The sequence below is a fragment of the Rheinheimera sp. genome (genome assembly GCF_036568245.1).
In the GTDB taxonomy this organism is placed as follows: domain Bacteria; phylum Pseudomonadota; class Gammaproteobacteria; order Enterobacterales; family Alteromonadaceae; genus Alishewanella.
Genome location: NZ_DATCSY010000347.1, coordinates 1 through 8,331, shown reverse-complemented (window position 1 = coordinate 8,331; position 8,331 = coordinate 1). Strand labels below are relative to the sequence as shown.

Below are 8,331 nucleotides of genomic sequence, written 5' to 3'. Positions count from 1 at the left end.
TACCTTACCGGCAAAAGGTGCCGGTACTTCCATACTGGCTTTGTCGCCTTCTACGCTCAGCAAAGATTGCTCTTCGCTTACCGTATCGCCAACTTTTACCATTATTTCAGTAACTTCTACCGCGTCGCCGCCGATATCCGGTACTTTTACGTCCTGTACTGCCGTGCCGCCACTTTTTGGCTTGTCTGCTTTGGCTTCGCTCTTGGCGTCGCTTTTAGCTTCTTCTTTGGCAGGTGCTGCTTCTTGTTTCGCTGCGCCTTCGCCTTCAAAGGTCATGATCAGGCTGCCGGTTTTTACCTTATCGCCCACTTTAACGTTGATGCTTTTTACCACACCAGCTTCGCTTGCCGGTACTTCCATACTGGCTTTATCACCTTCAACGCTAAGCAGTGACTGATCGACCGCAACCTTGTCGCCTGCCTTGACCAGAATTTCGGTGACTTCTACTTCATCTGCACCAATATCCGGAACATGAATTTCAATCGTCATGGTTAATCCTCTTATGCGTACAGCGGGTTGGTTTTGCCACTGTCGATGCCAAATTTCTTGATGGCGTCGCTGACCACGGTTTTCTTCAACTCGCCCTGCTTCACCAGCTCGCTAAGCGCAGCCACAACAATGTAGCCGGCATTAACTTCAAAGTGGCGGCGCAGGTTCTCACGGCTGTCTGAGCGGCCAAAGCCGTCGGTACCCAGTACCTTGTAAGACTTAGCCGGGATGAAAGCACGTACCTGATCGGCGTAGTTTTTCATGTAGTCGGTGGCGGCAATCGCCGGTGCACTGTTCATTACCGTAGCAATGTATGGCGTTTTCTCTTTCGCGTCCGGGTTTAGCATGTTAAAGCGCTCAACATCCTGGCCATCACGCGCCAGCTCGTTAAACGACGTAACAGAGTACACGTCAGAGGCTACACCGTAGTCTTTGCTTAAGATGTCAGCGGCTTTACGCACTTCATTTAAAATAGTGCCTGAGCCCATCAGCTGTACTTTGCCGCGATCGCCGTTGTGCGATTCCAGCTTGTAAATACCACGGCGAATACCTTCCTCGGCGCCTTTTGGCATGGCCGGGTGGTGGTAGTTTTCGTTCATTACCGTGATGTAGTAATAGATGTTTTCCTGATCTTTACCGTACATGCGGCGGATACCGTCTTGCATAATCACTGCCAGCTCAAAGGCATAAGTCGGGTCGTATGAAATACAGTTCGGCACGGTGCCGGCCAGAATATGGCTGTGGCCGTCTTCGTGCTGTAAACCTTCGCCGTTTAACGTAGTACGGCCAGCAGTTGCGCCTAATAAGAAGCCGCGCGCCTGCTGATCGCCTGCCAGCCACGCCATATCGCCCACGCGCTGGAAGCCAAACATCGAGTAGTAAATATAAAACGGGATCATCGGTAAATCGTTGGTGCTGTATGACGTTGCCGCCGCCACCCAGGATGACATTGCGCCCAGCTCGTTAATACCTTCCTGCAGTACCTGACCACCGACATCTTCTTTGTAGTAACTCACTACTGAGCGGTCTTCCGGCGTATAGTTCTGGCCGCCTGGGTTATAAATACCGATTTGACGGAACAAGCCTTCCATACCAAAGGTACGGGCTTCGTCGGCAATAATCGGCACGATTTGCTTACCGATATGCTCGTCTTTCAGCAGGATATTCAGGGCGCGCACATAGGCCATAGTGGTTGAGGTTTCACGCTTTTGCTCTTCGAGTAATGCGTCAAAAGCACCCAGCTCTGGCAGTGTCAGCGCTTTAGTAAAGTTTGGCAGACGTACCGGCGTGTAACCGTGCAGCGCTTTGCGGCGTGCATGCAGGTATTCCAGCTCTGGCGAGCCTTCCGGCAGCTTGATGTACTGCAAATCAGCTACCTGCTCTTCGCTGATGTAGTCTTCCAGGCCAAGACGCTTACGCAGTTGCAGCACGTGCGTCATGTCCATTTTCTTCACCTGGTGCGCAATGTTCTTACCTTCTGCTGCTTCGCCCATGCCGTAACCTTTAACGGTTTTGGCCAGGATAACAGTAGGTTTGTCAGTACATTCCTGCGCAGCTTTAAAGGCAGCAAACAGTTTGGATGGCTCATGACCGCCGCGTTTTAACGCGAAAATTTCTTCATCGGTCATGTCTGCAACCAGTGCTGCCGTTTCCGGGTAACGACCGAAGAAATGCTTACGCACATAAGCACCGTCATTGGCTTTGTAGGTCTGGTAATCACCGTCGATGGTTTCGTTCATCAGCTGCAACAGCTTGCCGGTGGTGTCTTTCGCCAGCAGTTTATCCCAGCCGCGACCCCACACCACTTTGATCACGTTCCAGCCCGCACCGCGGAACAAGCCTTCCAGTTCCTGAATAATTTTACCGTTACCCATTACCGGGCCGTCCAGACGCTGCAGGTTACAGTTGATCAGGTAACACAGGTTGCCCAGCTTTTCGCGTGCGGCAAAGCTTATCGCACCACGTGATTCCGGCTCGTCCATCTCGCCATCACCTAAGAAGGCATAAACGCGCTGTGCGCTGGTGTCTTTTAAGCCACGGCCGTGTAAATACTTTAAGAAGCGTGCCTGGTAAATAGAGGCGATAGGGCCCAGGCCCATCGACACCGTTGGGAACTGCCAGAACTCCGGCATTAATTTCGGGTGCGGGTAGCTTGATAAGCCTTTGCCGTCTACTTCCTGGCGGAAGCTGTCCAACTGTTCTTCAGTTAAGCGGCCTTCAACAAAAGCACGGGCATAAATGCCCGGAGAAATATGGCCCTGATAATACACTAAGTCGCCGCCGTCTTTGTCGTTCGGCGCGCGGAAGAAGTGGTTAAAACAGGTTTCGTAAAACGCAGCAGATGACTGGTAAGACGCCATATGGCCGCCTAAGTCCAGCTCTTTCTTCGAGCCACGCAGTACAATCATAATGGCGTTCCAGCGGATCACCGAACGAATACGCCGTTCCAGATTAACATCGCCCGGGTACGCTGGTTCTTGCTGCGGAGGAATGGTATTAATGTAGTTGGTGGTGACGCCGGTTGGCATGTCTACGCCTTCTAACCGGGCTTCTTCCAGCACTTTTTCCAGCAGGAACTGTGCCCGCTCGACCCCTTCAGTGCGAACTACCGATTCCAGCGCTTCAAGCCACTCTTTGGTTTCCAGAGCGTCGATGTCAACTTTACTGACTTCAGACATATCGAGGTTTCCTTTGGTTATGCACGCCTGTGCTATACATGCATGTGCGTTAAAATTGTTATTAACCCTGCTGGGTACGGCGCAACGAACGTTCAATACGCGAACGTTCTTTGCCCACTTCCAGCAGCGCTTCTTCAATAAAAGCCAAATGACCATTGCTGGCCTGACGCGCCTTTTCCGGCTCGCCGTTGATAACAGCCTGCATCAGCCGTTGCCGGTGTGCATTTAGCTGACTGACAATGCCTTCCTTTTGCTGCAGGGTTTCCAGGTTTAAGCGGATATTCTGCTCCACTAATGGCGTTAAGCCGCGCACCAAATGCAGTAACACTACATTGTGTGACGCTTCGGCTACTGCCAGATAAAAACTGCCGACCGCTTTGGCTTCACGGTCAATGTCGTTTAACTGCTGTGCCTGGCATATTGCATCGTAATGCGCGGTAATTTGGGCAAAATCGGCAGCCGTACCACGCAATGCGGCGTAATAGGCACAAATACCCTCCAGCGCGTGCCGGAACTCCAGTAAATCAAACTGCGATTCCGGGTGGCGGGCAATCAGCGCAAACAGCGGGTCGGTCAGGCCAACAGCCAGGTTGTCACAGACATAAGTGCCTCCACCCTGACGACGGCTGACCAAGCCTTTGGCTTCCAGCTTTTGAATAGCTTCGCGCAGCGACGGCCGCGATACCGCGAACATGTCGGCTAAATCACGCTCTGGCGGCAATTTCTGCCCCGGCGCAAAACTGCCTTCGAGCAACATGTTTTCCAGTTGCTCGACAATGCGGTCGGAGAGTTTCGCCGGTTTAATTTTAAAATCTGCCATGCGCTGCCAATTTGCTGTCTGGTAATGTCCGTTACAGAGTTAACTCACCACTGTAAATTGGTCTTACCAATTATATTTTAGTGGCGATAAGGTAGCAGTTTCTGCCCGGCATGTAAATAAAGCAGAGATTACCGGCAAAGGCAAAAACACAAAATAGTTAGAGTATTAACTCAGAATGACAAGCGTATGAAACAAACCATTAGAATTGGTCTGACCAGGTTAATCCAACGCAAACAATGTCGGCAGAGGTTACTGCTGCGGGAACTGCAGCCTGACACAGGTACCGCTGCTGTTGCTTTGAATGTGATAGCCAATATGCCATTTATCGCATAAGCGTTTTACCAATGACAAGCCGACGCCCATCCCCTGGCTGTTCTCGCCTTTAACGCCGCTGTCAAACACCCGCTGGCGGATGGCAGCGTCGATGCCACCGCCCGTGTCTTCTACCGTCAGCGTCTGCTGCTTAAAAGCAATGTTAATATGCCCGGTGACGGTGTATTCAAAGGCGTTACCCAGCAGATTATTCAGCAGGATCAGAAGCACTGAATCCGCAATCATTACACTCTCGTCAGCGGCTATATCGATATTCAGCTGTAACTGTTTCCCCGCCAGCTTAGGCTGCTGCTGTAAAATACTGTGCTCAACCAGCGGCAGCAGCGGCGTGCGGCTGGCGGCCGGTTGTTGTTCACGTGCCAGCAGCATCAACGTCTCTATGCTTTGGGCAATCTGTTGCTGCGCCAGCTCCAGCCGCTCAATCAGCTGCAGCTGCTGCGCTGTCAGTTTGGTATGGCGCAGTAATGTGATGGCGCCGCGACTGACGGTAACCGGGGTGCGCAGCTCATGCGATACATCCTGGGTAAATTGTTGCTCGCGGCTAATAAAGCTCTGCACCCGCGACCAGGCTTGCTGCAGCGCCTGCGCTAAACGGCCAATCTCGTCGGCAGGAAGAGCAGCAATGCCAGACCAGTTGGTATCGGTTGGGTGTTGGCCGGCATTGTCGACAACAGCAGTCAGCTGGTGCAGGGGTTTCAGTACCCGCCTGGCCAGCCAGAACGCCAGCACAGCAGAGAACACTATTGCCGCCAGCAACAGACAGAGTAAAAACGTGAACATTTGGCCGCGGATGTTCCTGACGATAAGTTGCTCACTGACATCTGCCAGCAAATAGCCTGTCGATAAAGGTATCAGGTGAAAGTGTTTGCCTTGCGCCGCCGCAAACTCGCGCCGGTTGGGCGTCTGTTTCAGCACCCCGCCAATGTCTGCGGGTAACGCAGACAGCGCCGGGTAATAGCGAATAAAACTGAGCCGTGGCACAACAGCTGCGCCCTCTGCCAGTTGCTGCTCGGCAACATTGGCTTCGGCTTGCAGCAGACTTTCGAAAAACCGATCTTCGGTATGATAGGCAAATAACAGGCTGCAAATACCAAACAGCAGGGCAATGGCCACCGCGCAGCCGGTAAAGGCAAACAGGATTTTGTGACGTAGTGATATTACTGGCATCAGTTTGCCCCTGCTTTTACGACAAAACCTACGCCATGTACGGTTTCCAGCACCACTGCTGCACCATGTTGCTGCAGCGTTTTACGTAGCTGATAAAGATGCGAGCGCAGCGCATCCGACTCGGTCGGTTCATCGCCCCAGATTTTACTGCACAGCTCACTGCGGCTAACCGGGCGCGGCGCCGCTTCCAGCAGAATGCTCAGTAGCTGAAAGGCAATCGGTTTTAGCGGCATGATCTGGCCAGCACACATAACCTGTTGCCGGTGTTTATTCAGCGTAATATTGCCAAGCGCCAACTGATAGCTCTGTTGCAAGCGCCGCCCTGCCAGCACCTGTACTCTGGCCCACAGCTCAGCTAAGTCAAAGGGTTTTACCAGATAGTCATCCGCCCCGGCCGCGAAGCCATCAAGCTTGTTTTGCAGGCTGTCGCGGGCGGTTAACATGAGTACCGGTATGTGCCGGTTAGCCTGACGACGCAGCAGCGCACACAGATCCAGCCCATCCAGTTGTGGCAGAGTGAGATCAAGGATCACCACATCGTAGTAATTTTCCAGTGCCAAAGCGACCCCTTGCCGGCCTTGTAAAGCAAAGTCAGTCACGGCACCGTGCAAAGCAAAATAATCGGCGATATTAGCCTGTATCGCCGGATTATCCTCGATAACCAAAACGGTTATCGCATTAGGCTTTGTCATTACAACCACTGCTCAAAATGCTGCACATAGTGCGCCGGTAACACATGGCCCCCCTCGAAGAGGTGATGTTTTTTCTCAGTATTAGGTAATGCATCAAACAACTGTTTATTTTCTTTCTCACTGGCATATTCATCATCATTAGCACTGAACAGCAACACCGGGTTATCGGCCAAACCGGCTAACATGTTCAGTGGCGCCACTATCGCCGTATAGCTATTGATATGCGGTGGTACCACTGCAGCAACCCGCTTAACACGCGTATCTACAGCGGCCAGCAACAAGCTGACATGAGCACCCATACTGTATCCTGTAATATCGACACGCTCAGCGTCAAACTGTGGCTGTGTGCTGAGCCAGTCGAGCAATACGCGGTGATCGCGCACCGTGTCTATCAGCATGGCTTCATATGGCTCGCGCTCACCCCACCAATGCAGGTTATTAATAATATCAACAATACTGTGCTCCGGATCTTTACGCTCACCGTGGTTACGGGCATCAATGGTCACCATAGCATAGCCTTTTGCCAGCGCCATTTCGGTGATCTTATCGGTACTTTCCCGCGTTGTCCGCTCTTTGTAGCTTGATAACCACCAACGCTGGTAAGAGCGCCCCATAGCATGAGCACCAATCAATACCGGCACAGGCTGAGCGCTTTTAGCAGTCTCAGGCAAACGCATATAACCATTAACTGTGGCGCCATCAAAGCTGGTGTAGTGAAAGTGATAGCCATTATTATCATCTGCCTGCAGCTGCATATTCAGCGGCTGCGGCTGGGTGTAGCTGTAGCGCTGATTTATCTCTGTCGCAGTTACGGTATAAGGTTTAAGGCCAAACAAAGCATACCAGGTGGCAGCCAGGGCAGTAATTACAGCACCAATAGTTAGCAGCATTTTTTTCACTCCGGTTTTAGTCATCTTAATCACCTGCATAAGTTGCGTTAAGGTTGCAAGCCAGATTGACATAGCCGCTGTGAAATCAGTGTGAAGTGAAAAAGTGGAATAAAGCTGTAAAAATCAGAAATAGATAAGGCACCTTAACAGGAACGCTGATCATTTAAGCAGAATCGGTTTGCCCTAAGCTAAGCGTCTCAGTCCCGGATGGGCTGAGAGGAGCCCCCACGGATGGGTTTACGGCGTGTTGGCGTGGGCAAACCGATGACGGCCAGAGCCTTAACTGACCGCCACCTTGCTATGCAGGAATAATCAGCCTAACCAGCCGCTTAGTGTCAAAATGGCGGTAAAAGCCAAGAAAAATAGCATATTGCGTTTAGCCAGCTGCACCATATAGCTGGTATCTTCCAGCGTATTTAAACTGTCTGCCGGCAGTGGTTCGGCTGCGGTTGCTACATCTACCACCACCTGCTCGTTGTCGGCAGTAAAATCAAGAAAGTAGCCCAGTAACGCAGTAGATGCCCGGGAGAAATGCCCCACCAGTGCAAAGCCTAAGCCAAACAACCGGGCCGGAAACCAGTTGGCCCAGTGCGCTGCACAAGGCACAGCCTTACTATTACTACAGGCGGCATAACTGGCTGCATCGTCTTCTGCCACCGCTTCCTGTAAATGCCGCACCAGCGCATAAGTGATAACGCCGAACGCACCCAGTAGTAAAAACCAGAACACCACAGCAGCGTAGTAACGAAAATTCAGCCACACCAAGAGCTGGCCATAACTGTGCTGCTCCTTGTTGCTACCCATATCAGTGCGTATTTGCTGCATAGCAATAAACGCCGCTTCTTCATCGCCTCTGTCCATCGCATTTAAATACTGCTTATACAGCTGACGGTAATGCCAGCAGCCAAGCCCCACCAGCAATACCAGCGTATTGACCACCAGGCTCAGCAAATGGCTATCCGCCAGATGTAATAGCAAAGCTATGACAGCACCCGGCAGGATCAGCCACAAGTACCAGCCCAGGCTATTGGCGGCCAGCTTACTCAGGCCGGAACGGGCGGTAAAACGCACATAAGCGCGGGCATAACGGCTGGCTTGCCAGGCATCACTGCGCACGGCAAGACGCTCAATAATAAGTGCCAGCAGCATACTGATTAATGTCATAGCGAAAACTCCTTAAATCGGCTTCTTTAGCGCACTTTTTATCGCGTCGCGGTAGCGCATCCAGTCAAACGCCGCGCCGGGGTCGGTTTTGCGCCCGG

Annotated in this window: 7 protein-coding genes; all 7 read right to left on the bottom strand. The window is 52.0% G+C overall.

All coding sequences use genetic code 11. The features are described 5' to 3' along the window. Positions 1-489, bottom strand: a 489-nt coding sequence (locus VIN66_RS15405; RefSeq protein WP_331924802.1) for a biotin/lipoyl-containing protein, incomplete at its 3' end; no start/stop codon positions are given. Positions 490-500: 11 nt separating this feature from the next. Further along, positions 501-3,167 (bottom strand): pyruvate dehydrogenase (acetyl-transferring), homodimeric type, encoded by a 2,667-nt coding sequence (gene aceE, locus VIN66_RS15400; RefSeq protein ID WP_331924801.1) that lies wholly within the window; start codon positions 3,165-3,167, stop codon positions 501-503. Between the two features lie 61 nt (positions 3,168-3,228). Continuing rightward, on the bottom strand, positions 3,229-3,987 hold the full coding sequence (gene pdhR, locus VIN66_RS15395; RefSeq protein ID WP_226766665.1) for a pyruvate dehydrogenase complex transcriptional repressor PdhR: 759 nt from the start codon (positions 3,985-3,987) through the stop codon (positions 3,229-3,231). Positions 3,988-4,236: 249 nt separating this feature from the next. Then, positions 4,237-5,487, bottom strand: coding sequence for a HAMP domain-containing sensor histidine kinase (locus VIN66_RS15390; RefSeq protein WP_331924800.1), 1,251 nt, complete (start codon positions 5,485-5,487; stop codon positions 4,237-4,239). Then, positions 5,487-6,179, bottom strand: coding sequence for a response regulator transcription factor (locus VIN66_RS15385; protein WP_331924799.1), 693 nt, complete (start codon positions 6,177-6,179; stop codon positions 5,487-5,489). Before VIN66_RS15385 ends, VIN66_RS15390 begins: the two co-directional genes overlap by 1 nt. Next, a complete protein-coding gene (locus tag VIN66_RS15380; RefSeq protein ID WP_331924798.1) occupies positions 6,179-7,093 on the bottom strand; it encodes an alpha/beta hydrolase family protein in 915 nt (304 codons plus the stop codon). Before VIN66_RS15380 ends, VIN66_RS15385 begins: the two co-directional genes overlap by 1 nt. Before the next feature lie 288 nt (positions 7,094-7,381). Beyond that, positions 7,382-8,233: a regulatory signaling modulator protein AmpE gene (ampE, locus tag VIN66_RS15375; RefSeq protein WP_331924797.1), complete on the bottom strand. Its 852-nt coding sequence runs from the start codon at positions 8,231-8,233 to the stop codon at positions 7,382-7,384. Positions 8,234-8,331: the final 98 nt, after the last annotated feature.